The 26,635-nt window shown below is 53.3% G+C and carries 18 protein-coding genes and 1 tRNA gene; 8 read left to right on the forward strand and 11 right to left on the reverse strand.

The features are described from left to right. Positions 1–57 precede the first annotated feature (57 nt). A complete protein-coding gene (locus tag ACLHDD_RS08240) occupies positions 58–1,764 on the forward strand; it encodes a methyl-accepting chemotaxis protein (RefSeq protein WP_427103709.1) in 1,707 nt (568 codons plus the stop codon). 144 nt (positions 1,765–1,908) lie between these two features. Here the strand turns inward: ACLHDD_RS08240 and dsrB are convergent, their stop codons facing one another. Then, positions 1,909–2,103, reverse strand: coding sequence for a protein DsrB (dsrB, locus tag ACLHDD_RS08245; protein ID WP_427103710.1), 195 nt, complete (start codon positions 2,101–2,103; stop codon positions 1,909–1,911). A 63-nt stretch (positions 2,104–2,166) separates the two neighbouring features. Further along, positions 2,167–2,325, reverse strand: a complete 159-nt coding sequence (locus tag ACLHDD_RS08250) for a YqaE/Pmp3 family membrane protein (RefSeq protein WP_111141183.1) — start codon at positions 2,323–2,325, stop codon at positions 2,167–2,169. A 316-nt stretch (positions 2,326–2,641) separates the two neighbouring features. On the opposite strand from ACLHDD_RS08250, the gene ACLHDD_RS08255 reads away from it, so the two are divergent. From ACLHDD_RS08255 to ACLHDD_RS08265, 3 genes are all read left to right on the forward strand, one after another. Further along, positions 2,642–2,875, forward strand: a complete 234-nt coding sequence (locus ACLHDD_RS08255; RefSeq protein WP_427103711.1) for a DUF2525 domain-containing protein — start codon at positions 2,642–2,644, stop codon at positions 2,873–2,875. A gap of 352 nt (positions 2,876–3,227) precedes the next feature. Beyond that, the gene (locus ACLHDD_RS08260) at positions 3,228–4,016 is read left to right on the forward strand and encodes a mannosyl-3-phosphoglycerate phosphatase-related protein (protein WP_427103712.1); all 789 of its coding nucleotides are present in this window, start codon (positions 3,228–3,230) and stop codon (positions 4,014–4,016) included. A gap of 30 nt (positions 4,017–4,046) precedes the next feature. Beyond that, entirely contained in the window at positions 4,047–5,267 is a 1,221-nt protein-coding gene (locus ACLHDD_RS08265; RefSeq protein WP_427103713.1) for a glycosyl transferase, read from the forward strand. An 83-nt stretch (positions 5,268–5,350) separates the two neighbouring features. On the opposite strand, the gene ACLHDD_RS08270 is transcribed toward ACLHDD_RS08265, so the two are convergent. The 5 genes from ACLHDD_RS08270 to ACLHDD_RS08290 all read right to left on the reverse strand — a co-directional run bounded on the left by ACLHDD_RS08270 (position 5,351) and on the right by ACLHDD_RS08290 (position 7,618). After that, the gene (locus ACLHDD_RS08270) at positions 5,351–5,530 is read right to left on the reverse strand and encodes a YodC family protein (protein WP_427103714.1); all 180 of its coding nucleotides are present in this window, start codon (positions 5,528–5,530) and stop codon (positions 5,351–5,353) included. Positions 5,531–5,723: 193 nt separating this feature from the next. Continuing rightward, entirely contained in the window at positions 5,724–5,855 is a 132-nt protein-coding gene (locus ACLHDD_RS08275) for a hypothetical protein (protein WP_003854444.1), read from the reverse strand. Between the two features lie 33 nt (positions 5,856–5,888). Then, on the reverse strand, positions 5,889–6,800 hold the full coding sequence (locus tag ACLHDD_RS08280; RefSeq protein WP_427103715.1) for a DUF808 domain-containing protein: 912 nt from the start codon (positions 6,798–6,800) through the stop codon (positions 5,889–5,891). Between the two features lie 10 nt (positions 6,801–6,810). Beyond that, positions 6,811–7,086 carry a hypothetical protein gene (locus tag ACLHDD_RS08285; protein WP_427103716.1) on the reverse strand — a complete coding sequence of 92 codons (276 nt, stop codon included), beginning with the start codon at positions 7,084–7,086 and terminating at the stop codon, positions 6,811–6,813. A 52-nt stretch (positions 7,087–7,138) separates the two neighbouring features. Beyond that, entirely contained in the window at positions 7,139–7,618 is a 480-nt protein-coding gene (locus ACLHDD_RS08290) for a very short patch repair endonuclease (RefSeq protein WP_427103717.1), read from the reverse strand. Positions 7,619–7,807: 189 nt separating this feature from the next. On the opposite strand from ACLHDD_RS08290, the gene dcm reads away from it, so the two are divergent. Further along, positions 7,808–9,193, forward strand: a complete 1,386-nt coding sequence (gene dcm / locus ACLHDD_RS08295; RefSeq protein ID WP_427103718.1) for a DNA (cytosine-5-)-methyltransferase — start codon at positions 7,808–7,810, stop codon at positions 9,191–9,193. 33 nt (positions 9,194–9,226) lie between these two features. Here dcm and ACLHDD_RS08300 read toward each other — a convergent pair whose 3' ends face one another. Beyond that, positions 9,227–9,508, reverse strand: coding sequence for an Arc family DNA-binding protein (locus ACLHDD_RS08300; protein ID WP_427103719.1), 282 nt, complete (start codon positions 9,506–9,508; stop codon positions 9,227–9,229). A gap of 71 nt (positions 9,509–9,579) precedes the next feature. Further along, entirely contained in the window at positions 9,580–10,284 is a 705-nt protein-coding gene (locus ACLHDD_RS08305) for a phosphohydrolase (protein WP_427103720.1), read from the reverse strand. Positions 10,285–10,895: 611 nt separating this feature from the next. Between ACLHDD_RS08305 and ACLHDD_RS08310 the strand changes: the two genes are divergently transcribed. The 3 genes from ACLHDD_RS08310 to ACLHDD_RS08320 all read left to right on the forward strand — a co-directional run bounded on the left by ACLHDD_RS08310 (position 10,896) and on the right by ACLHDD_RS08320 (position 12,694). After that, on the forward strand, positions 10,896–11,573 hold the full coding sequence (locus ACLHDD_RS08310; protein ID WP_427103721.1) for a hypothetical protein: 678 nt from the start codon (positions 10,896–10,898) through the stop codon (positions 11,571–11,573). 168 nt (positions 11,574–11,741) lie between these two features. Next, positions 11,742–12,515: a DgsA anti-repressor MtfA gene (gene mtfA / locus ACLHDD_RS08315; RefSeq protein WP_427103722.1), complete on the forward strand. Its 774-nt coding sequence runs from the start codon at positions 11,742–11,744 to the stop codon at positions 12,513–12,515. 103 nt (positions 12,516–12,618) lie between these two features. Beyond that, positions 12,619–12,694, forward strand: a tRNA-Asn gene (locus tag ACLHDD_RS08320). Between the two features lie 1,303 nt (positions 12,695–13,997). Here the strand turns inward: ACLHDD_RS08320 and ACLHDD_RS08325 are convergent. Together ACLHDD_RS08325 and ACLHDD_RS08330 are read right to left on the reverse strand one after the other, a co-directional pair. Further along, positions 13,998–14,381: a DUF6911 family protein gene (locus ACLHDD_RS08325; RefSeq protein WP_427103723.1), complete on the reverse strand. Its 384-nt coding sequence runs from the start codon at positions 14,379–14,381 to the stop codon at positions 13,998–14,000. A 2-nt stretch (positions 14,382–14,383) separates the two neighbouring features. Continuing rightward, a complete protein-coding gene (locus ACLHDD_RS08330) occupies positions 14,384–26,623 on the reverse strand; it encodes a hemagglutinin repeat-containing protein (RefSeq protein WP_427103724.1) in 12,240 nt (4,079 codons plus the stop codon). Between the last annotated feature and the right edge of the window lie 12 nt (positions 26,624–26,635).

Here is a 26,635-nt window from a genome sequence, read left to right on the forward strand (position 1 = left end):
TTTACGCTCTTTTGCCGATGTTAAGATTTATAACATCAGCCTTAAGAGAGCAAGGATATGAATACTGCAGTAGATAATGATGGACAGAAAAACGCGGGCCTCTGGCAGAATCTCCGTCTGGTGCCGCTGTTTAGCCTGATCTTCGGCGGCATTCTGCTGCTGTTTGCACTCTGTATTGGTGTCGCCAGTTACTTTCTGGTTCTGAGCAATCATTCCCTTGATGATGCGACCAATGAAATTCAGGTTCGCATGGGCCTTTCAAACAGTTCCAACCACCTTCGTACCGCTCGTCTGACCATTATTCAGGCCGGTGCCGCCGCGCGTATTGGTGAAATGGATGCGTTTCGCGCCAATGTAGCGGCGGCTGAGAAACGTATACAGCAGGCAAAAGAGGGCTTCGCCGTTTATGAGGCGCGGGAAGTAAAATCGCCCGCCGATACGGAACTGGATGCCAGCCTCAGGGCGCGCTTTAACGCTTACATTACTAAAGGCCTGATACCGATGATCGACGCCGGTAAGCAGGGCAGCTTTGAGGGCATCATCGCTCACGAAACCGATGTCACCCGTAAACTGGATGATGACTACAATGCGGTGTTGCTGAAGGCGATCAAAATCCGTACTGACCGGGCGATGGCAATCAATGCACAGGCGGATCATCAGTCGCGCGTCGGCTTTATCTCGATGGCGGTGGCCTTCGCCGCCGCGCTGGGGCTGGTGCTGATGACCTTTATTTTCCTGCGCCGCGTAGTCATTACGCCGCTGCGCCAGTCAGTGCAGCGTATCGAACGTATTGCTCAGGGTGATCTGACCTCCCCGCCTCTGCCTCATGGTCGCAGTGAAATTGGCACGCTGATCCATAACCTGCAGCTTATGCAGCAGGCGCTGGTCACCACGGTGGGAACCGTACGTGAAGGTGCGGTGGCGATTTACCAGGGTTCCAGTGAAATTTCAGCCGGTAACACTGACCTCTCGTCCCGGACTGAGCAGCAGGCTGCCGCGCTGGAGCAGACCGCAGCCAGTATGGAGCAGCTGACCGCGACGGTGAAACAGAACGCCGAGAATGCGCATCACGCCAGTCAGCTTGCCGCCGATGCGTCCGGTAAAGCGCGCAGCGGGGGCGAGCTGGTCGGCAGCGTGGTGAAAACCATGAACAATATTTCTGGCAGTTCGAAGAAAATTGCCGAAATCACCAACGTCATTAACAGCATTGCGTTCCAGACGAATATTCTGGCACTCAATGCGGCCGTTGAAGCTGCACGGGCGGGTGAACAGGGTCGCGGCTTTGCCGTCGTGGCCAGTGAAGTGCGCAATCTGGCGCAGCGCAGTGCGCAGGCGGCTAAGGAGATTGAATCCCTGATTTCGGAGTCGGTCACGCTGATTAATGATGGTTCGCTTCAGGTTGGCGCCGCTGGCAGCACTATGGGTGAGATTGTCGAAGCGGTACGTCGCGTGACCGATATTATGTCAGAGATTGCGGCGGCATCGGACGAACAGAGCCGGGGTATTCAGCAGGTCAGCCAGGCCGTTACCGAAATGGATAATGTGACCCAGCAAAACGCCTCTCTGGTGGAAGAAGCCACCGCGGCGGCCGCCTCCCTGGAAGATCAGGCAGGTAAACTGACCCAGGCCGTGGCAGCATTTCGTCTGCAGGAAGCGCCTGAAACTACCCGTGCGCCTGCGCGTGAGGCTGTAAAGTTGAAGAGCCCTGCTATTGCCCCACGTCCGGTACTGGCTGCCGGTAACGATAACTGGGAAACCTTCTGATTCTCACCGGTTAAGGCTACGGGCAGCATTCACCGGAATGCCAGTGGGAGCCGGGCCTTGCGCTCCCCAGCCGTCGCCCGGCTTCAGACAGCAAAAAGCCGCCTGCCCCTTAGCGGGAAGGCGGCTTTTTTACGTCGCGTCAGGTCAGGCATCCTGATAAGGCTCGACAAAGATGCCATCCGGCTGGTGCAGTTCATTGAAAAACCAGATGCCCAGCGGATAATCTTCAAGCGCTACCAGAAACATAGTGCCCTCATTAAATGGCTCAATAGCCAGAATAGTACCCGTGCGGCGCGGGCCGCCGTCGGTTTTGACGCTGACGCGGTCATTAACCTTCATTATCGGTTCTCCTGATGATTAGCTGCATACAGTCTAAACGAAGAACCGTGGCGATGCAGCGCCCTAGCGACGGGCAATAACCCAGACAGCGTGAACGATACCCGGGATATAACCACAGAGCGTCAGCAGGATATTCAGCCAGAAAGCGCCGCCAAAACCTACCTGCATAAACACGCCCAGAGGTGGCAGCAGAATGGCGATAATAATTTTTAAGATATCCATAACCCTTCCTTTAGGTGTTGAAATAAATCAGCTTTATCTTTAACTATAGCCGAATCTGCTCTGGTCAGGCGAAAAGTCAGGTAAATCTGAGTAAGGATGCACCTTTTCGATTTCCTGACAGTTTGCTGCAGGACTTCTGACGCCCGGGGCCTTTACACTCTGTCTGCTGCTGCCCCCCCAGAGGTGCAGCCAACCTGTTAGTAACAAGGATTTTGCCCGCGCAGCGCGGGCTTTTTTTTATCTGTAATCTGTCCGATCTCCGCTGCCATTGTCGCGTTCTATACTGATCACTCTGTTTGCACGCAGGAGTCAGACTATGACAGACGAAAAACAGCACAGCGACAGGCAACCGTCCGGACTGAAGGTGGATATCGAAAGATTGCTCGCGGCCATTCAGGCCAGAACATCGGGCGAAGTGCGGGATTATATGGAGCAGGAGCAGGCACCGCGGCTTGAAGCGGATGGCCGGATTTTTCACTCTTACAGTGAACTGGCTGAGGCGTTTGAAATCGACATCTGCGACTACCGTGCCAGTGAAGCCAACCGCTGAAATCGATTTCAAAAAAATACCCGGCGGGATGGCCGGGTAAAAATTCAATTCGTTACACCAGGGAATTCTTAACACCTCTGAAGATTACGCTATCCCACCACTGAAACAAGTACCTGATATGCACATTTCTGCACACTATCTGGAAATTACGGTTGCCATGTTACCGAAAACACCGTGCCAGACAGCCACTTAGTTCCTGCTTGCTTACCGTCTTCCCTGCTTTTGCCCCTCTTTTTTAAGATTATTCCTGGATTAATCGCGGGCGGCGCATTGGCCAGGGTGTGCGCCAGATTCAACTATAATATTGAAAAATCGCTGCTTTAGCCGCGAACGTGATGAAAGGAGCCTGCCTATGCCCGATCTCCATCAGCCGTTAATGATTATTACCGACCTGGATGGTTCACTGCTCGACCATCATACCTATCGCTGGGATGCGGCCAGCGAATGGCTTGCCACGCTGAAACAGCAGGCCGTGCCGCTGGTGATCTGTTCCAGTAAAACGGCCGCCGAGATTATACCGTTGCAGAAAAGGCTGGGTATCAGTGGCTCGCCCTTTATTGCTGAAAACGGCGCCGTGGTACAGACACACGATCAGCAACGGGTTTGCCCGAATCATACGCTGGACTATGAAGCAATCTGCGAACGACTGGCCGCCATGAAATCGACTTATCGCTTCACCGGTTTTCATGACTTCTCTGACCCGGACGTCGCCTCAATGACCGGGCTGAGCGAGGCGGATGCGGCACTGGCGCGTCAACGCGATGCGTCCGAGGTGGTGGTCTGGCGCGACAGTGAGGAGGCACTGGCGCAGTTCCGCGAAGCACTGGGGCCCGAAGGCCTGGCGCTGACCCAGGGCGGCCGTTTCTGGCATGTGATGCCCGCAGGCAGCGGCAAGGGCGAAGCGCTGCGCTGGCTGCTGGACAACTCACCCGGCGAGGCGCGCATCACCATCGGCCTGGGCGACGGACCCAACGATGCCCCGATGCTGGATGCGGTGGATTACGCCGTGGTGATCCGGGGCTACAGTAAAACCCCGGTCACGCTCACGCGCACCGATCAGCAGCAGGTCTATCACACGGCGCATCACGGCCCGGAGGGCTGGCGTGAAGGGCTGGACTATTTTTTGACTCAACCTCAATAAGCTGCCCACGGGCATTGTAAGGATGATGCGATGAGTGACTTTTATCAGAATGGCGTAATCACTAACTTCCACAATCTGACCCACCGCAGCGTGGAGTCGCTGGAAAAAGAGATGGTACGCTTTGCCCGCAAACGCAAAATGGGGCTGATCCTGCCATCGCTGTTTTCCGAACTGGAAGGCCCGGCGCTGACGAATATCGTCGATGAGCTGGCAAAAGTGCCCTATCTGGATGAGATTGTTATCGGTCTGGATCGGGCTGACCGCGACCAGTTTCTGCATGCCCGCGAATTTTTCTCCCGGCTGCCACAACGGCATCGCATTCTCTGGAATGATGGCCCGCGCCTGAAGGCGATTGATGCTGAGCTGGACAAAGAGGGCCTCTCCCCTACTCAGCCTGGCAAAGGCCGCAATGTCTGGTTCTGCACCGGTTATACACTGGCCTCAGATCGCACCAGCTGTGTTGCCCTTCATGACTGCGATATCGTCACCTATGAGCGCGGGATGCTGGCTCGCCTGCTCTACCCGCTGGCAAATCCCGCCTTTCAGTATGAGTTCTGTAAAGGCTTCTATGCACGCGTAGCCGATGGCAAACTTAATGGCCGCGTAGGCCGGCTACTGGTCGGCCCGCTGCTGCGCTCGCTGCAGAAAGTCTACGGCCATTCAGAGTATCTGGATTACCTGTCGAGCTTCCGCTATCCCCTTTCTGGCGAGTTCGCGATGCGGACGCATGTCCTGAATGGCATTAAAATTCCGGGTGACTGGGGGCTGGAGATTGGCGTGCTGTCGGAGATTTACCGTAACTACACAACCCGCCAGTCCTGTCAGGTTGAAATTGCTGACAATTATGATCATAAACACCAGCCGCTGGCGGAAGAGGATGGTACGGGAGGCCTGAAACGCATGAGTAACGACATCGTTCAGTCTCTGCTGCGTAAGCTCGCGACGATGGGCGTCCCGCTGACCAGCGATTCGTTCCGTGTGCTGAAAGCGACTTATTACCGTAATGCGCTGGATATGATGGAGACGTATAACCATGAGGCGGCAATGAACGGCCTGAAGTTTGATCAGCATGTTGAGGAAGCGGCAGTAGAGATGTTTACCCAGTCGATTCTGGAAGCGGGACAGGCCTTTATTGAACGGCCTAATGATAAGCCTTTTATCCCGAGCTGGAGTCGGGTTCAGTCTGCTTTCCCGGATGTCTTACAGCGCATCTATCAGGCCGTAGAAGAGGATAACGACGGCAACGTCTGAAACTGACCGGGCGGCACAGGACGTGCCCGCCACCGCCTGTCAGAAACCGGGCCTGTTGGGTCGTCAAGCCCGGGCCTGGAAATTCAGCCCGCCAGCTGCTGCGCCGGTGCAGTTGCACGCAGCTCATCACTGCGGAAAGCTTCACTGCGCACCGCATAGCCGTCGTACCAGCGGCACTCGACCATGCCACTGGCGTAGCCAGTCACCACCATTGTCTGCCCTTCTTCCTTGTGTTGCACTTCCTCACTGATTGCAAAAACCATGATGCGCTCCTTTTACCAATGTTAATAACCGGGGTGATGATTTCCTTTATAGCAGGCGAACGGGGTTCCTGCCTGTTAAGGCACGCAAAAAAAGGGCAAATTCAGAATTAAGCAGAGAGATATGCGGAAAATAAAAAAAGCGGATAAAAAATATTATCCGCTTTGAAGAAACGTTGAGGCGCTGACGCTCAGGTCAGATTTTGCAACCTTCGCAGTCGGCTTCGTCACCCAAATCGTCCGGCACTTCGCTGGCTTTTTTCTCCGCTTTCGCTTCAGCCTGCTCAAGTTGTGCGTCGATATCAAATTCAAACATGTCGTCGTTCATTGTCATTCTCCTGACCGTAAATCACAGTGCGCTTTATACCGATTTTCCGCGCACTCTGGCAATAAGGTTGACCACCAACAGCACGATCGACCCAATGATAAAGCCCAGTACCAGATTGGCACCGTTACTGAGCAACATCGCGATCCAACCGTTAAAGCCGCCGCTGACATCCTTAATCAGATGATGCAGCGGCGCAATGCCGTGCACCACAATGCCGCCGCCGACCAGGAACATTGCAATCGTGCCGACGACGGTGAGAATCTTCATCAGCCAGGGGGCAGCAGCCAGCAGCACGCCACCGATGCCCTGTGCAATGCGCGAGGGTTTATCACGCAGCCAGAAGCCCAGGTCATCAATTTTCACAATCGCCGCGACGATGCCGTAAACGCCGATAGTGACCAGAATTGCGATGCCCGCCAGGATGATAACCTGATTCAGCAGCGGCGACTCCGAGACGATGCCCAGTGTGATGGCGACGATCTCCGCAGACAAAATAAAATCGGTCCGTACTGCGCCTTTAATCTTCTTCTTTTCGAACTCCGCTGGGTTCTGATTCGCCAGAGAATCCAGTCGCTTCTGCCGTGCTTCCGGTGATTTACTCTGCTTGTCATGCTGCAGGCTGTGCAGCACCTTCTCGACGCCTTCATAGCACAGGTAGGCACCGCCAATCATCAGCAGCGGAGTAATCAGCCAGGGCGCAAACGCGGAGATGATCAGCGCCAGTGGCACCAGGATCAGTTTATTGAGAAACGACCCTTTGGCTACGCCCCAGACCACCGGCAGCTCGCGATTGGCTTTGACGCCTGTGACCTGCTGGGCATTCAGTGACAAATCGTCACCCAGCACGCCTGCCGTTTTTTTCGCCGCCACTTTCCCCATGACGGAAATATCGTCCAGAAGTGTTGCAATATCATCAAGTAAAGTGAGTAAACTGGTTCCTGCCAAAATCTTATCCTTAGTCTGGTTCGTTATGCTGACAACATGGGCAGCGTTCAATTTCCGTCACGGTCATCTCGGCGATGCCCTCGCAATCCCACTCTACCCGCACCGCTTCGCCTGCTGAGCCTGCCGCATGCAGATATTTACTGACCGGGCTTTCGGTCATGCCGGTGATCTCCTCCGTGGCGATCAGCCTTTCCCCGCAGTAGACCCGCGCGGTCGCTTTTGTATTAACCATCCGCTCATCACGGATCTGGTAAAGGCGTTTTACCGTCAGTTTTATGCTGCTCATTTCGGCCTCCTGGCCACGGAGAAAGCGCAGATCTAACCAATTATGTCGCGGATTAGCAATCTGCGTGGTAATGATGGATGCCCTGATAATCGATCTCAGCACTCTCTGACATCACCAGCAGCCACTCCTCCAGCCGTTCCAGCAAATCCTGGTCTGCCAGGCGCAGTTTGCCCCGCAGCGCACACTCCCAGATAATCAGTACCTTCCAGCCTGCCGCCTGCAGCTGGCGCACGTAGCGCTGGTCGCGCTCAACATTACTGTTGATTTTTCCGGTCCAGAACTCTGTGCGCGTCGCGGGCAGTTTAAAGAGATAGCAGTGATGACGATGCCAGAAACAGCCATGAACAAAAATAATCGCCTGCTGCTCTGTCAGAACGAAGTCAGGCCGCCCCGGCAGGTTTTTATCCTGCACGCGATAGCTGAAGCCACGGTCTTTCAGCAACAGCGCAATACGCTGCTCAATGGCCGTATCCTGAGCGCGAATCGCACGCATATTTTTGCTGCGTGTTTCGCTGGAGTGAACATCAGCCATAACCTCTCCTTTTTTGCTGGTTATGTAACTTTAGCCTGCATAGCGAAAAGCGAAAGTCGCGGCTGGCTGACGCTGGAAGCGGGGCCGTAAAAGCAGAAGATTCCGGGGTGCTATGGCAGAGCACATCCCGGAATTTCCTCACAGCGCAGGGAGTGATAGCATAGGCGCCTTACTGTTAAGGAAAAATGCATGCATCCCGCCGCCCTCGCTGAACCACTCTCTGCCGCCCTTCCCTCTGCCGATGCGTCTGAACGCGTGCAGCAGGTGCTGGAAATCTATTCGGTGCGTGATCTCACGGCCCGCCTGCAACAGGCCGGATTGACCGGCTGGACGCCAGCCCTGCTGAACCGCATACGTCAGGGTAAAAGCTCACTGCCTCCCCTGAGTGAGGCGGAACAGCGGCTGCTGCAGTCGCTGCTGCCATCGCGGCCCGCCCATTATGATAATCCTGAATTCCGTTTTATCGACCTCTTTGCCGGGATTGGCGGTATTCGTAAAGGTTTTGAGGCGATTGGCGGCAAGTGCGTTTTTACCAGTGAATGGAATAAAGAGGCGGTGCGCACATATAAAGCGAACCACTATAGCGATCCGCTGGAGCATCACTTCAACACCGATATCCGTCAGGTTACGCAGCCGGAAGGGCTGACCGGTGATGACGACATCTACCGGGCAATTGATGCCGCTATTCCCGATCATCAGGTACTGCTGGCCGGTTTCCCCTGTCAGCCCTTTTCACTGGCGGGCGTCAGCAAAAAGAATGCGCTGGGCCGTGCACACGGCTTTGAATGTCAGGTTCAGGGCACATTGTTCTTCGATGTGGCCCGCATTCTGGCCGCCAAAAAGCCGCCATTTTTTGTGCTGGAAAACGTGAAGAACCTGAAAAGCCATGATAAAGGCCGGACCTTCACCATAATCATGGAGACGCTGGATGAGCTGGGTTATGACGTCGCCGATGCCGGTGCCAGCAGCCCGGATGCCAAAGTGATCGATGCGCGTCACTTTCTGCCTCAGCATCGTGAACGCATTGTGCTGGTGGGCATTCGCCGCGATCTGAAAAAACAGGACTTTACGCTGCGCGATATCCGCCAGTTCTATCCTGCGCAGGTGCCAAGCCTGCAGAGCCTGCTGGAGCACGCTCCGGACGACAAATATATTCTGTCGCCGGTGCTGTGGCGCTATCTCTATCAGTATGCAAAGAAGCACAAAGCCCGTGGCAATGGATTTGGTTTTGGCCTGAACGATCCGCGAAATCCAGACTGCTGTGTACGAACGCTGTCGGCACGTTATTATAAAGATGGCTCAGAGATTCTGATTGACCGCGGCTGGGACAGTGCGTCTGGTGAAGCCGGATTTCAGGATGCTGACAACATGGCCCGCCGTCCGCGTCGCCTCTCGCCGCGCGAGTGCGCCCGCCTGATGGGTTTTGATGTGCCAGGCCAGGCGCCCTTCCGCATTCCGGTATCAGACACGCAGGCGTATAAGCAGTTTGGTAATTCGGTGGTGGTGCCGGTGTTCGCCGCGGTGGCTCAGCTGCTGCTGCCGCATATCCGCCAGCTGATGTCATCATCGCGCTGAAAAGAAAAACCCGTCTTTCGACGGGTTTCTTTTTTATTTCTTCTTTTTACCCTGCTTTTTCAGCAGCAGGCGAATCTGCTTCAGCTCGGTCGCAGTCAGCCCATCAGCCTTTTCATCAGCAGCCGTTGCTTTGTCTGCTGACGCTTCGGTGAGGTCCTGACTATCAATAGCCGGATGCGGATGCGTTTCCAGACTGGCCTGCAATCGCTGAACGATCTCCTGGCTCATTGAAATCTGATTTTCCAGCGCCAGCTGTTTGATCGTTTCTTTCAGTTCAGGGTCAATTTTAATCGTCAAATTAACAGTTTCGGTCATTGCGCCACTCCTTTTTGTTATTGCTACACGCTACCGGATGACCGTTTCGATTAACATACTGTCATAAAAATTTAATATTCTGCGCGCAATGGCGTGAAATCCCGCAGCACCGCCTCATCAATTCCTGTCAGATTGCCCTGCAGTTCGGCGTAGAGTTTCGCCATATAACGCACCAGAAAATCTGCGTTGTGTTCCGCCAGCCGGCGACCTGTTTCCGTGTGCATCGTCTCTGGCAGACGCAGCAGTTTCTTCTGGAAGTGATCCAGCGTCCATTTAACATCATTCAGCTCGCGATCTTTACCCAGCGGATCCTGGCTGTCGAACAGCGGCCGATTCAGGGCTCCTGCCGTATAAAAGACCCGCGCCAGCCCTATCGCGCCCAGTGACTCCAGTCTGTCAGCATCCTGCACAATCTTCGCTTCCAGTGTTTGCGGCGGTATGCCTGCGCTGAAACTATGCGTTTTCACGGCATGCATAACAGCCTCTATTTTTTCAGCCGGAAAATCGGGAAAATCCTGCTGCAGTATTCGCTGGGTTTCCACTGCGGCATACGTTGAGGCGAGATGACGCTCCGGGTGATTTTTAGGCAGATTAACGACATCGTGAAAATAGCAGGCAGTGACTATCACCAATGGATCGGCCGGTGTCCCGGTCATGATTCGCTGTGCGCTCATCCATACACGCCGCAGATGGGCGATATCGTGCGCGCCATCGTCGTGGATCCAGTTCGCCTGAAACCAGCTTTCGTAACGAGATTGCCAGAGTGTAAGTGACATAGTCTGTCTCCCTGTAGTAATCGACAGCGGTTTCTCTGTCGTAATCAGTGCGCGAACGGCAAGCCATCATAGCGACTGGCTAATGACACTTTTTTTACAGTGCGGTCAAAAAGAGCGGGGCTGCCTGCAAAGTCGGGCAGGAAAATGAGATCTGGATCATCTATATAGCATCTCTGTTACACAATAACCGCAATTTCGGCGGTTTTCAGCCTTTCCTCAGTGAATTGCTGCTAAGAAAATTAGTTTAACATCAGTAATGTTTTGTTCTGCCTGCAAGGTGTCGACGGAATTACCTGAACTGTTTTTTTCGTGATCAATAATTGTAAAATTGTGGCGTGCAAGGGGGGAAAAAAACTGAAAAGGTTCCTATTTTTACCGTTATAACGTACTGTATCCGTGCTCTTCATCGTTTTCTGCCGCTGGCAGTTGAAGTGTTGGTGCGCTTTTTGCATTTTGCTGCTTTTCTACCCCTGCCGTGGCGCTATTAAAGTGACTGTCAGGCGAAAAATTATTAAGCAGACTGATTTAAAGCCTTTATGATAACTCTCAGATGTGAAGCAAATGGACGTTTACAGCAGTAACCGGGTTCTACTAATAAAAAGAGGTAATCCATGAAAGAACGGCCGATTCTTTTTTCCGAACAGCGTGTTCGTGCCCTGTTGGTTGGCCAGCAAACACAAACCCGGCGCATTATGAAAACGCAGGCTTTTGGTCCGGGACAGGATCACCATGAAGGCGTACACGCTTTCGATGTGAGCGCGAACCATCTTCATGGCTATAAAATAATGTCGATGTCAGACATCAGCTACCAGTGCCCGTATGGCAAACCCGGTGACATTCTTTGGGTGCGTGAGACCTGGCGCGGCCCCATGGTACCAGAGCACGATCTGGCAGAATATGAACGCGACCCGACGCCGTTTCGTCAGCCGGAATTTTGCCAGTACCGGGCGGACAGCAACGAGCTGGGGCAGCATGCGATGAGCACGCCAGAAGCTGAAGAGTTTGGCTGGCAGACCGCCATCCACATGCCGCGCTGGGCCAGCCGTATCAATCTGGAGATCACCGGCGTGCGTGCGGAAAAAATCCAGGATATCAGTGAAGATGACATCATGGCGGAAGGCGTACAGACCGACTCTCACTTCCTGAATAATTTTTTCACCATGAACGTCAATTCCGAGTCACCCAAAGAGGCGTACCGTAAAGCGTGGCAAAAGCAGTACGGTGCCACCAGCTGGGAAGTGAACCCCTGGGTCTGGGTCATTGAATTTCAGCGTGTTGAACGAAAGTAACTTTTCAGTCCCGTGCTTTGCGGGCTAAATCACAGACAACGGTCGCGCTAAAAGGTTGAATAGGCTTTCAGCCCTGAAGTCAGAATCTGATGCCAGCATTTGATGCTGGCATTTTTATATCTGGCCCGTCAGGATAGCCAGAGAGTCCGGTTCTGTGCAGGAGTTGCGATGTTTAAATGGCCCTGGAAAACGCATAACGACAGGCTGGTTGCCTTGCCCTGGCAGCAGGGACTGGCGCAACCGATCTTCAGCCCGCTCAGTGAGACCGAGCAGCAGGCGCTGGTCGCCCTGGCGACGCGCTTTTTACAACAGAAAAAACTGGTGGTAATGGCGGGTGCTGAGCTGGATGAACTACGCAGCGTACGCATCGCCCTGCTCTTCTGCCTGCCGGTGCTGAAACTGGGTCTGGAATGGCTGGACGGGTTTCATGACGTACTCCTCTATCCTGAGCCGTTCAGCGTTGAAGATCAGTGGCAGGATGAGGATGGACTGGTTCACCGTTCCCCCGCCGTTCATGCCGGGCAGAGCTGGACGCAGGGACCGGTGGTGCTCAACTGGCTCGATATTCAGGATTCGTTTGATCTCTCCGGATTCAATCTGGTCATCCACGAGGTGGCACACAAGCTGGATGCGCGCGGCAGTGGTTACACCAGCGGCGTGCCTGTGATGCCACTGCGTGATGTAGCGCAGTGGGAAAACGACCTGCGTGCCGCGATGGCGGAGATTGAAACGGAAGTGGAACTGGTGGGTGAACAGGCAGCGACTATCGATCCCTACGCCGCCAGCGATCCGGCAGAGTGCTTCGCCGTTCTCTCTGAATACTTTTTTACGGCCCCGGCTCTGCTGGCTGAACGCTTTCCGGCCATGTACCAGCATCTTCAGCATTTTTATCAGCAGGATCCCCTGGGCAGAATGGCCGAAGAGACGGCCCAAAGTGCTTAATTCGTGATCGCATTGCTTTAAAGCTAGCCAGTTGAATGATAATGTATTTTTTGCTGTTGACACCTTCGGGCGACGTCGTTAATATTCGCCTCGTTCCAACGATTCCTCTGTAGTTCAGTCGGTAGAACGGCGGACTGTTAATCCGTATGTCACTGGTTCGAGTCCAGTCAGAGGAGCCAGATTAGAAAAAGCAGCTATCCCCGGATAGCTGCTTTTTTGCTTTTCAGACGGCCCGGATTTCGTTTCCTGCGCACTGTTTCTTTGATGTCCCTCTGCAAATAACGTCAACGCCAGCTGGCTTTAGCCCGCACAGGCACACATCCTTCAGATACCAGGTTACATACGCAGCAACCCGCAAAAAAAACCGCCGTCATAACAGACCCGCTGGCTTAGTCGGCTGGCGATATTCAGGGATTTTCAGCACCTGACCCGGGGCAATACGATCCGGATTGCTGGGATGGGACTAGATGATTAACCCAGAGGTCATTGAACAACCTGCTGATCAAACGGGCATTAACACCAGCGACGCACTGAACCTGCTTGTGAAATATCTGCCTCAGCTGGTTGATAAAGCCTCTTCCGCAAGCGTAATTAATAAGGAAGCCGATTTGACCGCGCTGGTCAGTCAGTCAACGCACTAATCATGAGGCAACCGGGAGGTAAAAGCCTGAGAATGATGCCTGGGGCTTTTATCTTTTGGGTTCAGGAGTATGAATGAGTAAAAGCAGTTGGAATGTATGCTTCCCTCTGAATATTATGGCTAAAAAAGTGATGAACTGAAAAATGCCATAAAACAAAACGAAAGTCCTGGGTTAATAACTGTTACTTCGAACAGAAAACGTAAATAAATGTTCTTTAATTTGATAAACATCATACTGTAGAAGCTACTTAAATAGGTGAACATGCATAAAACCCAATCGAAACTACCAGGATTCGTATTTGGTGGGTAATAAATAGTGCTTCCGTATGTTCGCGCAGGCTTGCTTATTCACCCTGAGGAATGACTGACTCTTGGGCCGGGGTTGTAAACTCATGTAACTTTGGCAGTATCTTAGGAACTTAAGTTTTGGATATTCCATTTATCAAAGCTTCTCCATCCGCATTAATAATACCAAGAGCATCGAATTTGTCAGTATGATTTTAATGAATGATTCCTACACTCATCTTTCCGCTCATCTTCCTCATGTACGGGGTTGCTCCACAAAGCATTATTCGCAACAACAACTTTATCCTGGGCGCAATCAGCCATCTAACAGAATTCATCCTGAAACACTGAGCACTTTATAATCTAATTTTTCCTGTGCATTTTAGCGCGGGCAATTTTTTCTCAGGCACGTTTTTTCAGCCTGTTAAGCCATTTTACCCAATGCAGTTAAAGAAAAACCAATCACAACATCGTACCTGATGTGTCCCGATTGCAGCCGTGGAAGGTGATAATTTTCAATGTTTGAGAACTCTAGCCAACTGGCCGGGATTCTTATCTCAGTTCAAAATATCCCCTGATACATTACCAGTATCAAAAAACTCTTTAAACACTCTAACAACAAGTTCAAAGTCTTTTGTCAATTGTTGCTCAGACCAATAATCACCCAATATCAATAATTTATCATTAGGCCGGGATTGATCCCAGTAAAATCGCACCCTATAGTCATCATCTGTTTCTTCACCAAGAGTCAGCATATAATTACCATTCTCTGCTCTTACCTGAAGCATATCAGGTCCAACGTCTGCACCATCAAGGGCAACAAGAGTCAGAGTTCCTGCTTCGCCTTCAAGTTTACTCAGGTATTCTTCAACCTGTTCCCATGCAGGTGATCTTTTTTTACCTCCCTGATTATTGAATGTCCATTTTAAGGATAAGAACATCACTATTTTTTCTCCTTGATGGATTTCATACCAGGCTGCCAATATAGAATCGTTTGGGTTTTTTCTTCGACTACTGTCAAAGATTTCAAACCTGCTTTGTCCGCCATTGCAGCAATATCACCTTTGCAAAAACCACACACCGGCTCTAGTGATACTGTTAATGTCATATCACGACCTTTAGTGATACCTTGTTCGAAAGCTTGCTGAATAACACCAACTTCCGCATGAGCTGTCGCCATATTTCCATTTGGTAAGGTTCTACCTTTACTTTCAATTTTTGCAACAATCCTTCCGTTAATCAGTGTTGGTCGACTCGCATCACCCAAGAAAAAGTCAGGTCTACTGCCTTGGTTAGTATCGGTAAAGATTATACCTGTTTGTGGGTCAGTTAACTCTGCTGTCACTTTAGGATTTGCAGAAGGTGTTTTAGGATCAAGTGGTTGAGAACTATTTGTCCATGCTAATTCTCTGTTCGGAGAAGTAATGCCAGTTTCTCCTTTCGATATAGCATTATTTCCTGCAACACCACCAAATATAGCCGCTGTGCCCAAACCTATATTCAGTGCACCTTCGCCGTAGTTGCCATCGACTACCTGGCCAATTCCTGTACCGGTTTGAAAACCGCCACCGGCTGCCAGCGTTGAACGAGCAATAACACCAGGAGCACCAGGCAAAGCGAGCAAAGCATCCGTTCCTGTTGCAGCCTGGCCGGATTGTACGCTGTACCCTTTCAGATAAATCAGCGCCTCGTTATACGCTTTTGTATTTCCTGTTGAGGCGATAAACGCCTTACCTGCAATCAGTGAGTGAATAGCGTCAGCCGCTTGCTGTGGGGTATATCCATACAGAGACTGAAGTTCATAACCATATTGGTTAAGTAATCCAGCCAGCTCTTTCTTCTGGCCTTCTGTCAGTGGCTGACCTGATTGGAACTGTTGCAGCAACAAATTGCTGGCTCGATCTTCGTTCGTCAACCTGACAATATTCTGTGAAGCTTCTAACAGGTTTTTACCGGCTTTCTGATCTTCGATGGATTTATTCAATATTTCGGCTTTCTGCACGCTCAGGAAATTATTCTCAACCGCATTTTTCCCTGCTACAGCCCCCTGAATGCCACCCTCAACAGAATCAGATGCTACTCCAGCTGACAACTGTGCGGCAAGCTGGCCAAGCGCGCTGACAACCTGCTTCTCTTCCTGCGTCAGATCGCTGGCCTGCTTGCCAGGATACATCGAGCTGAGGATCGCTCTGGCCATCAACTCACCACCTGCAGCTCCGGCTGCCCCCGCTGATGCGCTGTTGCCTGCAAGCTGCGCCAGCACGGCACCTGCGACTGCGTGCGCCATGGTGTTAGCCAGGACGTTAGTCTGTTCCTGTCCATTAACAAATGTGCTGGTAGCGTGCTTTATTTTATTAGCTATATAAGGCGCCATTCCACCTGCTGCGGCTGCACCCAAATTACTTGCGCCAAGGCCACCCAGAACGCCGGTCACCGCTGCTGCTGCCATCGAATAGCTGCCGCCTGTGCCCCATTTCTCTGCAACGGCCTTGTAGCCTGCGTCGTTTACAACCAGCTTGTTAAATTCTGCAGTAGATAGTTCGGCATTTTTTGGGTCCGCTTTCAGCAGTCTTTCTCTGGTCTCATCTTCAGCAGCCTGCATTTTATAACTGCTGACATCACCTGCTACACGCTGACCCAGCTCCTGAATTCCCTGTGCGAACTCAAGTTTGCGAGCGACCTTATCCTTGTCAAATATCTTATCGATGTGGCCGTTGGCGTTATCAGTGTCTCTGCTCAGGTCAGTGACACTCTGTGTCTGAGCCTGGCTATCACGCACCGTGATGGCACCCTCTGCTACGGCTGAACGTGTCGTACCGGATGCGCTGGCACTAGTGTTGGCAGAGGTAGGTATCGCTCCGCCTGACATCTTATTATTTTCGTTGCCTCCCCCCATGCTGATGGATGAGCTACTGGCTTTATAGGAAGCGTGATTGTCGATGTCTGACCAGCCCAGCGTACCGGTGGAAAGTGCATTGTTGGCGGACTGTGCTGTTGAGGCGATCACCGCACCATTCAGCTGGGTGTGGTTACCCACATAAACGTCATAACCGCCGTTGCCTGCAAACAGGCCACTCTGATCGCCGACGCTGGCATATTCACTGTTCACTTTGCTCTGGCTCAGACTGAGGCCAGCAGAGCCGGTCATGCTGCCGAACGTGAAGCTGAAGCCACCACTGGCACTTTGCTGTTTACTTTGGTAATCATCGGTATCCTGCAGGCTGGTCATCGTCAGGTCATGACCAACATCAGCAACAATCCGGTTACCCAGTGCCTGCGCGCCAGACAGCACGGTATCGTTGCCGCTGCTCAGGGTGAGGTCATTGCTGGCGTTCACCCGGCTGTTGACGTAATCGGTGGTTTTGCCGTTCTCCTTGCCGCTGGCCATAAAGCCGCTGGCCTGCACACCAATGCCTGTCTCTTGACCTATTGCGACATGAATGCCGCCACTCCAGCCAGACGCTTTATTGCTGCTCTTCTGTTCAGTGTTATTGGTTGCCGCCGTGAGATTGAGATCGTGCGCCGCAGCCAGCGTAACATTCTTGCCGGTAATACCGCTGCCCGAAAGCGTAATATCACCGCTGCTGCCATTGGCACCGGTCGCCACCACGGCAATATTGCCGCCGCCATTAAGCGAACTGCCTTTGACGGCATTGGCGTTATATTCCGAAGAGGATTTACTCTTACTCGCGCCGACGCTGAGTTCAATTTTGATCCCCGCCTCACTCATATTGCCGTTGGCAAGAGCCTGTCCGGACTGCATGGTCTGTTTGCCTGACATTGCCCAGCCACTTTCAAGGGCTTTCACGGCACCCAGTGCTTTAAGACGATCGTCGCCCGCTTCGCTGGCAGACTTTGCCTGTTCTCCGATGCTTAACAGAGCATCGGTAATCGGACTGGTCAGCTGAAGAGTCAGGCCACTTTTCTTCTGCTCATATACCTGACGGCGACTGACAAGATCGTTACCCGTATCGATATTCACAGAGCCGCCGACCACGCTGATGTCTTTTTTAGCGATGACGTCTGAACCACTGATGTGAGCATTATTACCGGCGATTAACGTGACGCTACCACCGGTACTGCCTACAGCGCTGGCGCTCTGACTTTGTGTTGTGCCGTCGCGATTAACCTGCTGGCGAGTAGAAGCACTGCCGAACGTCACGCCGATACTGCCGCCGCTCATCATGCCGCTCTTTTTAGTTTCTTTCAGGCTGTAGATATGCTGCTCTTCAGTGGCCGCACCGATCGCGAGATCACGTCCTGCCTTGAGCGCAACACTGTTATCGCCTACTACACTTGAACCCGTCACGCCCAGATCACGTCCGGCGACAATCGCGATATTGTTTCCACTCAACGCCGATGACTGTTCAGTTGTTGCTGAGTTTTCATGAACTGTGTGTGTGGTTTTTTTAGAAAAGAGCTTTTTCTTAACCTTTGTCTCTTCGTCGTAGTGATAATCGCTTTCTGTGGCCGTAGTGATAGCCACGTCGCGTCCTGCCTGAACAGTAAGATCGCCTTGTGCATCCACTCTCGCCGCTTCCGCGACCATATCCCTACCCGCTTTAATCGTCGTACTGCCGCCGCTGGCAATTTCAGTACCCTGCTGGCGTACTGACTCATTAATCTCAACCTTCTTGCCGGATTTGTAGCTATTGCCAGAACCCGTTTCAGCGGCCAGCAGATTGACGTCACGCCCTGCCCCCAGAGCAATATCCTGTTCCGCCGCGATTGCTGCAGCGTCACTGCTGAGGTCGCGTCCGGCGGTTAACACCAGATTGCCGCCACTGCTAATAGCAGTGCGATCCTTGCCGGTTACGTAAGATTTATCCCGCCACTGACTATCGTTCAGGCTTGTGTCTACCCCCTTGAGATTGAGATCGTTAGCTGCCGCGAGTGTGGTATTACCTCCTGCATTAAGGCTGCTCGCGGTAATGGTTACATCACGACCCGCCTTAATATTCATTGCACCCACTGACTCAACGCTTGAAGCGATGGATGTTTTGCTTGTGTAATTACGCCAGCCATTATCAAAAAAGGTATCGATAACGTTGGCACCGATCGACACATCCCCAGCTGCGTTAAGTAAGGTATCGCCACCCGAGTAAATCGATGCACCATGATTGGTGATATTTTTACCTGCATTGAGGATAAGATTATCGATTGAATCAATGATCGCCTTTTCGCCCTGCTCATCAAATAATGAACGACTTAGCGTTGAACTATTATCATTTTTCGTGATCTGCGTGATGTTGTTAATATTACCGCTGATGCTTTCGAGCTCAATACGCTTACCACCAATCACTGAGCCGATATTATTAATATCATTGACGGCGCTGATTTTTAAATTATCACCAGCTTTAATAAGTGCATGGTTAAGATTATCAACGCCGTTCTCACTGTTAAGCGTTATGGTATTCTTTGCCAACAGGGTGCTAGCGTTATTACTTACCTGACCTGCATCCACTGTGACGGTTTTGCCAGCAATGATACTGCCATTATTAATAGAGGTATCATTCGCAGCCAGATAAAGCTTCGGCACCAGCACGGTTTCGCCGCTGATCGTTGCCGCTTCCCACCAGAGAATGCTGTGATCCAGTGAGGCTATCTGCTTTGCAGAAAGCGTTACACCACTTTGTAATCCAAGCGATTGCTGAGCGGCTGCAGCGTTATCCATCAGATAGCGCATCTGCTCAAGATCGGAACCGAGATTGTTTAGATAGCGATTTCCCGTCTGGCTCAGCACGCGGTTACTGACGTAGCGCGTATCAAATGCGGCATCCCCCAGCAGGCGATAGTCATATTCTGGTTTCAGATTAAGTCTGTTCAGTAAATATGATGAGCCCAGAAACGTCTCTTTATCTGTCCAGGCAGTTGATGTTTCTATTGGGGCTTGTTGAGGTTGTTTACCCAGTAACTGATTAAGATTGCTAAATAAGTTTTTATCGAGTTTGCCTAATTCTTTTAGTTTTGGGTTAACAACAATCAGATAGGGGCTTTTTGTATCCGTTGAGGCAATAAAATAGCCGTCGCTTCCCTGCGGCAATGGATAGGCACTGGTATCAACTGGAGTCAGCGATGGCTTTCCAGTTTGTTGTCGTAAAAGATCGTAGGGCGTCTTACCCAAGGCTCCTCTTTCCTTGATTTCAGCAGGGCGAAGCGGATCGGCAGTATAGGTATTCAGGTCTGTCTGAGCCACATTTGCAGCATCAAGACCTGTCGCGCCGTTAATCTGCTGCAAAGCACTGGTGATTTGGTCGCGCCAGTCAGGACTCCCGACACTAACCGAAGAAGTGGCGACTACCGTAAGCGGGGTGCGCGCACCACTAACTGATGGTTGTATATGCGTATTAAGTCCGGGACGCGACAGCATTGGCGAAATCGTTCCGCGAACATCCTGAGACTCGCTATTATTGATAACGTTATTGAACTGTAAGTTAAGATTGCCGTTGGCCTGAACAACGCCACGAATTGTCGCGGCCTGTTCGGTGCGGTATGTATCAGTAGCGACATAGGTTACACTACCTTCTAAATCTGCTGCCTGCCCCTTATAATTATATTTCCCTGCGCCGCTGGATTTTAAATCATCGATATTATCAGTCAGCATTGTACTATTACTGTTTTTGACCGAATAGTAATTACTGTAGCTGGGCGATGGCTTAAAAATACGCCATACAGCCTGCGTGCCCGATAAATAAGACTGGTTATTTAACCTGTCGCCGCTGAGCGATAAATTCTGTCCGGCGAGGATATAGCTGCCCAGATTATCCAGCGAACTGGCCCGCCCTGTCAGATTTCTTCCGGCGGCTATTCTTCCGGCCTGACCTGTTACATGCGTACTTGACGTTGTTCTGGCAACAAGTATTTCTTTATTCTTATCCAGACTGGCCGGGATAGGTTTAATATTCCAGACCCAGGCAATAAAGGGCGGAGCGGGTGAGAGCGGGTGCTCCGTAAAATAGTAATTCAGCTCGCCTCGTTCAAACAGGCTCAGAGGGAGTTCAACCGTACCCGGCGCAACCGATCCATAGCTATTAGTGACATTTTCGGTGGTGGTTTCACCTGTGCTGATGGATTCCCACTGGTTTACTAAATGCCCCGTATTAATCGTGATATCGCCGTTCTGCGTTTCGATGGCGCCCGAGTTGTTAATTACCTCGCCGTTAGCATTGCCTGCCGCATCGCGCTGCATCCACAGGCTGTTACCAGCCAGTACGTCGCCGCGCTGGTTTTTAATACTATTTGCAAATAAAGAGAGATCGTTGCCCGCATAGAGCAGCGCGGTGTTAACGATACTGCCTGGTGCGCTGAGCACCAGATTGCCAGCAGTCCCGGTGAACCCGTCCAGCGTGATATCGCTGCGGCTGGCTAAGTTGATGTTACCGCCGCCCTGCAGCGTGCCATTCCCGTTCATAGCGATGCGATTGCCGCTTAACGCACTGTCACCGGAACCGATAGTGAGCTGACCATTATTAGTGAGATCCCCGCCTGCACTCAGCGTCAGCGCCCCACCCTGCATCGTGCCCTGGTTATCTATCGCGCCATTACTGCTCACGGTGAGTCGCCCGCCCGCCGCCAGTACATCGCGACCGGTAAAGCCATTGGCGATGTCCAGCGTGGCGTTACCCAGCGCCACCACTTGTCCGCGCTGATCAAAGCCGTTGCTGTGAACCCGCAGGTCGCCGCCGCTGAATAAACGACCACTGCCTTGCTGGCCTACCTGCGCGGCCATCACATTCAGCCGGTTGTTACCCAGTAGCGTGCCGCTGTTGTTGACCTGTTGATAGTTAACTTCAAGGTTGCCGCCCTGGGCTGTGCCCTGGTTACTGAAACCGTTGCCGGACAATGTACCCTGGCCGTCGGCCAGCAGCGTACCGCTGTTGCTGGCGTTGGCGGCATTGAGAATTAGCTGCGACGCCTGTAACCAGCCGTTGTTGTTCAACTGAGGCGTATTCAGTGTCAGCGCGCCGCCCGAGAGCCACCGTCCATCATTTTGCGTTAAACCGGTAATCGTCGCGACACCGTTACCCTGAATCAGGCCATAGTTGAACAGTTCCGGCCCGGTCAGCGTCAGGGCGTTTTGGGTGATCACGGCACCGTTACTGCCGTTAGTGATGCGCCCACCGGCATTGATCAGCAGGCTGTTGTCACCCTGTAAGCGCCCGTTGTTATCCACTGCGCCACTGGTGATCTGCAGGTCGCCGCCCTGCACGCGGCCGGCATTATTGAGTGACGATGACTGAAGCGTCAGCCTGCCCGCGCTGAGCAGCGTTTTATCCTGCTGCAGAGTCAGAGCACCATTAAGGCCCACCGTCAGCGCCTCGACACCGGTCACGGCACCGTTATTGTTTAACGTGTCACCCCGCAGCGTCAGGTTGCGGGCAATCCATTCGCCCTGGTTGGTCAGCGTCAGCGCCTGCAAAGCCGCTGTGCCGTTGGCTGAAATTTTACTGCCCACGCCCGCATCAAGACGATCTGCCAGAATCAGTTGCAGCGCATCCGCACTCTGGAGCGCGCCATTATTGGTCAGTTGCCGGGCATTCAGCAGAATCTGCTGACCCTGCCAGCTGCCGTTATTTACAACGTCCCCGCCGTTGATGTTCAGCGTACCCTGCGTCAGCAGCGCTCCACCCTGATGATTGATCAGCTGACGTGCTGGCGCGGCCAGCGCCCTGAGCAGCATCCGCCCGCTCACCTGTGGCATTGCCGCAAACGTTAAAGCCTGAAGCCCGATCAGGCTGCCCTGATTAATCACACTGGCGGGTGTGATAGTCAGGGTTTTGCCCTGTACCGATCCACTGTTATTCAGTGCGGCTCCGTTCAGCGTCATCGCCCCTTCGCTGAGCAGGGCACCGCGGTTGTTCAGCGCGCTGGCCGTGACCTGCGCCTGGCCCTGACTCAGCAGAGAACCCAGGTTAGTCAGCTCGTTGCTGATGCTGACAGTGAGATCTTTGCTGCCCAGCAGCGACCCCTGGTGTTGCCAGTTATCCGCATACACCGCTGCCTGCTCACCCTGCAGCACGCCCTGAGTGGTGAGCTGGCCGGCGTTCAGCGTCAGCGCTCCACCGCTCAGCGTTTTGCCACCGGCCGTTTGTGTGAAGTTATCAGCCTGTGCAGTCAGTGCCGTGCTGCCCTGCAGCAGACCGTCATTGTTCAGGCGGGTAGCCTGTAACCCCAGCCGGTTCGCCATGATTTTGCCACTGTTGTACAGCGTGCTGGCGTTAAGATTGCTATCACCCTGACTGACCAGCGTGCCGCTGTTAATCAGATCGCTGGCGACATGCCCCTGCAAAGCATGGATGCCAGTGATGCTGCCGTGATTGTTGAGCGAGTCCAGTGTGAGATCGAGTTGCTTACCCTGCCAGCTGCCATCATTGACTGCGCTGCCACCCTGGATGACCAGCCGGTCACCGCTCAGCAGTTGCCCATTGTTGTGATTGAGTGTCTGAGCAAATCCGAGATCCAGCAGCGCGTTGCCCTGTAGCAGCCCGCCGTTTTCCAGGGTATTGCCGCTGGCGCTGAGCTGCTCTGCCGCCATCTGGCCGCTGTTACTGAGCGTCTGTGCATCCAGATCGGCCTGCTGACCGGTCACGATCTGACCCGTCCCGCTGTTCGTCAGCGTATCGCCAATCTGAAGATTGAGGTTGTCACTCAACAGGCGTCCGCTGTTGTTGAGACGGTTGCCGTTGACCGCAAGCTTACCGTTAACCTGCAGCAGCCCGGCGTTATCCAGCTGATCTAAGGTCAGCGTCAGCGGTCCTCCGGCAATTAACTGGCCGGCACTGAGGTTGTGGAGTTGCTGATGATCCAGCATCAAAGTGCTGTTGCCCTGTAGCAGACCGGCGTTGCTGAGCACTGGCGCATGCAGGCTGAGGTTATTCGCCGCCAGCGTGCCCTGATTATTAATCTCTGCTGCCTGCAGATTCATCTGCTGCTGACTGAGCAGACTGCCGCTGTTGGTCAGCGTACCTTTCGTTACGGCAGTCAATGTGTTTCCGGAATGAACGGTGCCGTCGTTCTGCAATGTCTCCGCGTTTAATGCCATCTCACTGGCCTGCATCGCACCGTGGTTGTTTAGTGCCGTAAAGTCAGCGCTAAGGGTGCCCTCGCTCAGCATCTGGCCGCCCTGCTGATTATTGAGCTGTTTGCCTTCCAGCGTCATCTGCTGGTTACCCTGTAGCAGGCCGCTGTTGATCATGTCACTGCGCAGCGTCAGTACCTGGGCTATCAGCCAGCCGCTGTTATCAGTGTGGCTCGCTTTCAGCGCGATGCCCTGCTGTCCCAGAATTTTGCCGCTATTGTTCAGGGTATCGCTCTGCAGATCGGCGTCGGATTCGCTCAGGACATTGCCGCTGTTCTGCCAGCGGTCCGCATTAACTGTCAGCTGTTTGCCTTGCATCAGTCCGCTGTTGTCCAGCGCCTGCTGTTTTACACGCAGCTGGCCTGCGCTGAGCAGCGTGCCGCTGTTGGTTAACGCGTTGCCCTGCAACGATAATGCCTTGTCGCCCTGGACCGTCCCGCTGTTAGTGATCTGACTGACATCACTGTCCAGGGTTCCGGCAGCCATCGTTCCCTGATTGACCAGCGCATCGCCCTGCAACCGGAGCTGATCATCAGCCAGCAATTTTCCGCTCTGCTGATTATGCAAACGTTTGAGGGTGGTATTCAGGCTGGCGGCGTTGATCTCGCCGCTGTTGTTCAGCTGGTCGCCTGTGACAGTCACTGTTTTGCCGCTGGTTATTAATCCGCTGTTATCAAGCTGGGGCAGGGCGAGTGCGAAATCGTTGTCGGAGCTGATCGTCCCCGTAGCCAGGTTGTCCAGCTGTGTGGCTTTTATGGCGAGTAATTTCTTACCCTGCAGCAGGCCGCCGTTGCTGAGTTGCGCGGCATTCAGCGTCAGTTCAGGTGCGATTAATGAACCGGAATTACGCAGCTGCGCGCTGTTCAGGATAAGCGCGTTCTGACTGCTGATGGCGCCCTGATTTTCCAGCCAGCCACGGGCGGTCATCTGCGCGTTACCCTGGGCTGTGAGGGAGCCATTCTGCTGCAGCGTATCGGCGTTAACCACGGTATCGCCCTGGCTGACCATTTCGCCACTGTTTTTCAGGGCCGATGTGTCAATCTGCAACCGCTGACTGACGATGTTGCCACTGTTACTGAGCGCATCGGCGAGGTTAAGCGTTGCGTTACCCTGTACAGAGAGTGCACCGTCCTGATCCAGACGTTTCGCCGTCAGCGTGGTGTCACCGCTGCTGATGACTTTTCCCTTGTTCGTCAGCGCACCGCTTTTGATATCAAGACGCCCCGCGCTCAGCTCCCCGCTGTTACTTAGCCGATCGGCCACGTTCAGATGCACGCTCCCCTGAGAGGAGAGCGTTCCCTCCTGCTGCAGGCTTCCGGACGTGATATCCGCCTCCTGGCTGCCCAGCAGGCTACCGCTGTTGAGCAGCGAACCGCTGTGAATCGCCAGACTGCTGCCACTCAGTTCGCCACTGTTGTTCAGTTCTGAAGCAACATTCAGCTGATTACGGTTAGTGGCGGACAGGATACCGCGCTGCCTGACGTGACTGGCTGTGATCAGCGCATCACCGGCGCTTAATAGTTTGCCGCTGTTGTCGATGGTGTCGCTCTGAACGCTCAGGCTGCTGCCGCTGATCTCCCCGCTGTTGTTCAGCGCGCCGGTCACATTAAGCTGATTTTTTCTGCTGGCTGAAAGGGTGCCGCGTTGCTGAATATTATTTGCTGTAATCAGTGCATCACTGGCGCTTAACAGCCTGCCGCTGTTATCGATAGTGTTGCCCTGAACGTTCAGGTTACTGCCGCTGATCTCACCGCTATTGCTCAGATCGCTGGCAACGACAACCGTGTTGGTGCCCTCAGAGAGCAGCATGCCCTGCTGCTGCAGGCTGTTGCTGCGAACCTGCGCGTCGCCATGGCTCGTCAGATTACCGCTGTTAACAACCTGTGCTGCCTGGATATCAAGATTTTTTGCGGCAGACAGTTGCCCCGCATTCTGCAGCTGCGATGTGGCAGAAAGCTGCATCCGGTCAGCCGCATTGCCGCTGCTGTTTTTATCGATGCTCAGAACGCCACTGCTGAGACGGGCGCTCTGGCCTGCGCTCAGGCTGCTGCCTTTAAGCGTTATCTGACCCTGACTGTTAAGGTCGAGCGACGCGTCGCTGCCAAGTTTTGCGCCGGTTAGGGCAATCTCCTGCTGTGCGGTCAGAGCGACGTTGCCACCCGCTTTATGCTCACCCTGCAACGCAATGCTGCTGCCTCTTGCCGTCAGGTTACCGCTGGTCAGGCTGTTATTGATGCTCAGCCGCCCCTGCGCATCCAGCACCATATCGCCCTGACGGGCATTCAGGTTGCCGAGATTAACGCCGACGCCGTTTTCACTGGAGACCAGATGGATGCGGTTTGCATACATCCCACCCAGCGCACCGGTATCCACGGCGACTGACGGCGCAGCCCCTTCGCCTCCGATAGGCGTCACGCTGCCATCAGCACCGACCCGGTTTGCACCCAGCGTGACATTGAGATCTCTGGCATGGATGTCCGCGTTAATTTCGGTTGCGCGCGCGATGATCGAGACCGCATCGGCCTGGCTGCCATCCAGCCCTTTACCCTCAATGCTGATGGCACCTTTCGTCACTTCAAGCGACTGGAGATTACCCTGCGCATCCAGCTGCGGTTTGCCGGTGGTCAGCGTCACGCCTGGCGTATTGATAAAGCCGCAACCGTTACAGGTGATGCCATAGGGGTTAGCGACCATAACGTTGGCTGCTTTTCCCGCGACTTCGGTATAGCCCTGGAGCTGGGAACGGTTGGCGCCGACGACTTCGTTGATAATGGCCCGGGCTTCCTGACCTGCTTTCAGATTGGGGTTGTTCTGAATGAGTCCCCCCAGCTGCGTCTGCGTTAACCGGCCGGTTGTGTTATTCAGGATCAATCCTTCCTGACCGACGTTGTAATTCTGGTACTGGTTATGCGACAGGCCTGACGCATTCGGCGTCGCGATATTGATGACCGGCACGCCATTCCCGGCCGCGTCCACCTGGGTCCCCGGCGTCGCAGGCGTAATCACGGCTGAGAACGCGGGCAACAGGGGCTGAAACGCAATCAGCGAGCAGATGAGATAGCTCAGCAGACGACGCGGCAGTGAAAGCGATAATTGATCATCCATAATCAGGGCCTT

The organism is Pantoea sp. NSTU24, assembly GCF_050157905.1.
Taxonomy (GTDB): Bacteria; Pseudomonadota; Gammaproteobacteria; order Enterobacterales; family Enterobacteriaceae; genus Pantoea.

Excerpts from the sequence above, each read along its gene's own strand:
- ACLHDD_RS08240 (WP_427103709.1), top strand. The coding sequence starts at position 58 with ATGAATACTGCAGTAGATAATGATGGACAGAAAAACGCGGGCCTCTGG.
- dsrB (WP_427103710.1), bottom strand. The coding sequence starts at position 2,103 with ATGAAGGTTAATGACCGCGTCAGCGTCAAAACCGACGGCGGCCCGCGC.
- ACLHDD_RS08250 (WP_111141183.1), bottom strand. The coding sequence starts at position 2,325 with ATGGATATCTTAAAAATTATTATCGCCATTCTGCTGCCACCTCTGGGC.
- ACLHDD_RS08255 (WP_427103711.1), top strand. The coding sequence starts at position 2,642 with ATGACAGACGAAAAACAGCACAGCGACAGGCAACCGTCCGGACTGAAG.
- ACLHDD_RS08260 (WP_427103712.1), top strand. The coding sequence starts at position 3,228 with ATGCCCGATCTCCATCAGCCGTTAATGATTATTACCGACCTGGATGGT.
- ACLHDD_RS08265 (WP_427103713.1), top strand. The coding sequence starts at position 4,047 with ATGAGTGACTTTTATCAGAATGGCGTAATCACTAACTTCCACAATCTG.
- ACLHDD_RS08270 (WP_427103714.1), bottom strand. The coding sequence starts at position 5,530 with ATGGTTTTTGCAATCAGTGAGGAAGTGCAACACAAGGAAGAAGGGCAG.
- ACLHDD_RS08275 (WP_003854444.1), bottom strand. The coding sequence starts at position 5,855 with ATGAACGACGACATGTTTGAATTTGATATCGACGCACAACTTGAGCAG.
- ACLHDD_RS08285 (WP_427103716.1), bottom strand. The coding sequence starts at position 7,086 with ATGAGCAGCATAAAACTGACGGTAAAACGCCTTTACCAGATCCGTGAT.
- ACLHDD_RS08290 (WP_427103717.1), bottom strand. The coding sequence starts at position 7,618 with ATGGCTGATGTTCACTCCAGCGAAACACGCAGCAAAAATATGCGTGCG.
- dcm (WP_427103718.1), top strand. The coding sequence starts at position 7,808 with ATGCATCCCGCCGCCCTCGCTGAACCACTCTCTGCCGCCCTTCCCTCT.
- ACLHDD_RS08300 (WP_427103719.1), bottom strand. The coding sequence starts at position 9,508 with ATGACCGAAACTGTTAATTTGACGATTAAAATTGACCCTGAACTGAAA.
- ACLHDD_RS08305 (WP_427103720.1), bottom strand. The coding sequence starts at position 10,284 with ATGTCACTTACACTCTGGCAATCTCGTTACGAAAGCTGGTTTCAGGCG.
- ACLHDD_RS08310 (WP_427103721.1), top strand. The coding sequence starts at position 10,896 with ATGAAAGAACGGCCGATTCTTTTTTCCGAACAGCGTGTTCGTGCCCTG.
- mtfA (WP_427103722.1), top strand. The coding sequence starts at position 11,742 with ATGTTTAAATGGCCCTGGAAAACGCATAACGACAGGCTGGTTGCCTTG.
- ACLHDD_RS08325 (WP_427103723.1), bottom strand. The coding sequence starts at position 14,381 with ATGTTCTTATCCTTAAAATGGACATTCAATAATCAGGGAGGTAAAAAA.
- ACLHDD_RS08330 (WP_427103724.1), bottom strand. The coding sequence starts at position 26,623 with ATGGATGATCAATTATCGCTTTCACTGCCGCGTCGTCTGCTGAGCTAT.